Source organism: Methylophaga sp. UBA2689 (assembly GCA_002354555.1).
GTDB lineage: Bacteria > Pseudomonadota > Gammaproteobacteria > Nitrosococcales > Methylophagaceae > Methylophaga.
The window spans coordinates 14,781-16,721 of the sequence record DELT01000056.1 but is presented as its reverse complement, the minus strand read 5'-3'; the positions used below and the strand labels follow the sequence as shown (position 1 = coordinate 16,721).

1 protein-coding gene is annotated in these 1,941 nt (G+C 43.4%); it reads left to right on the top strand.

Annotated elements, in window-relative coordinates:
- Positions 1–305: 305 nt before the first annotated feature.
- Entirely contained in the window at positions 306–1,889 is a 1,584-nt protein-coding gene (locus tag B3M51_RS05940; protein WP_292757542.1) for a methyl-accepting chemotaxis protein, read from the top strand.
- Positions 1,890–1,941 lie beyond the last annotated feature (52 nt).

Here is a 1,941-nt window from a genome sequence, read left to right as displayed (position 1 = left end):
AACTTTACGTGAGGCACTTTTGAAGTGGATTCAGTCATAGACGGTATTTCTCCTCTATTCTTCCGGGTTTATAGCCCTACCATAGCTGAAAAATAAAATGATTTGTATAAGGTAATTACTGATTTTTCAGCTTATTTTTTTGCTCTGATAAAGAATTTAAAATTTTTAATGAATTAACAAAACCATTCACCTCAGTTCATTTAAAGTCCACAATAAAAATGCCGATAACAATAAAAATAAAAAAACGGCAGTTCGCATTAAGTGCTGAGCAAAAATAAAAGAATCAGGCCACAGAGGGCAAGATCATGAAGAAAAACCTACCTATTACCAATAACGAGGTTACTTTCCCCGAAGGGGAAGAAATCATATCTACCACCAGTCTAAAAGGCATTATTACCAGTTTTAACGACACCTTTCAGAAAATCAGCGGTTTTGAATCCGATGAGTTATTAAACAAAAATCATAATGTCATTCGACATCCGGAAATGCCCCCGGCTGCATTTGATGATTTATGGAAAGCAATGAAATCCAATCATCATTGGATGGGCATTATTAAAAATCGTGTCAAAAATGGCGATCATTACTGGGTGGATGGCTATGTAAGCCCAGTTATTGAAAACGGTGATGTCACCGGCTATGAATCGGTTCGCACCAAGCCGAGTCGAGAACGTGTTGCCAGGGCTGAAAGAGTTTACCAACGAGTCAATAATGGCAGTTCAGCTCGGGATGGCAGCTTCCTGGCAAGGATGGACCTGAAAACACGTTTTATGCTCGCGCATACCCTGGCCTTGTTGAGCGCTAGTGTTGTAGCAGGTTTATTATTTAGCACCTCTCCTGTTTATGCCATGACCGCCGCTTTAATCATTGCCTTATCGGTATTTTTTATATTGTCCATCTGGGCTTTTTCACCTTTAAAGCAAGCTGCAGAAAAGGCTCGACAGGAGATAGATAATCCACTGATGGCATTAATCTATACCGGTCGTTTAGACGAGATTGGCCAAATTCAACTACCTACCGAATTCTTACGTGGCCGGCTTGGAACGACCTTGGGTCGGATCCGCGATTCCGCATCCAGTATTGAACATGAAGCGGATGAAAGCGCCCGTTCAGTGACTGACATACAAACAGCTATTCGCCAGCAATCCATGCGCATGGAAGAAGTCGCCACCGCAATGACTGAAATGACAGCCAGTATTCAGGAAGTAGCCAATAATGCCGCCTATGCTGCCACCAAAGCTCGCGAAACAGATGAACTCTCCAAAAATGGCGTAAGCAGTGCCTCTAAAGCGGTGAACTCGTTAAGCGATCTGAGTACAGCCATTGGTAATATTTCTTCCGTGGTTGCTCAGCTGGATAAAGACACTCGTAATATCGGTCAGATAATTGAGGTCATTACCAGTATTGCTGATCAAACCAATTTGCTGGCATTGAATGCCGCCATCGAAGCAGCCCGGGCTGGAGAACATGGGCGCGGATTTGCTGTCGTTGCTGAAGAGGTCCGCTCACTGGCCAGCAAAACGCAACTTTCTACCCAGCAAATTCAGGATTTAATCGGCAAACTTAATGGCGCGGTAAAACAGGCAGTTGTAGTTATGGAACAAAGCCAGCAAACCAGTGAAACCAGTGAGCTCCATGTTAAATCCTCGATTCAGGCGCTGGAAACCATCGCTAATGAAGTCAGCAATATCAATGAATTAAATACGCAGATAGCCACTGCAGTTGAGGAGCAAAGCAGTGTCAGTGAGGATATAAACCGAAATATCGTGCAGGTGAATGAAAGTGCAGCTCAGGTAACACATGGTGCTGAGATAGCCGATAACGCTGCCAATGGTCTTTCAACTCAATCACATCATATGAGCGATATGATTAAACGTTTCCAGCAGGGGTAAGTTACTAGGGCTTGTTGATCTTTCATCTACGCCTCTGTTGTGAGCTGAAAAA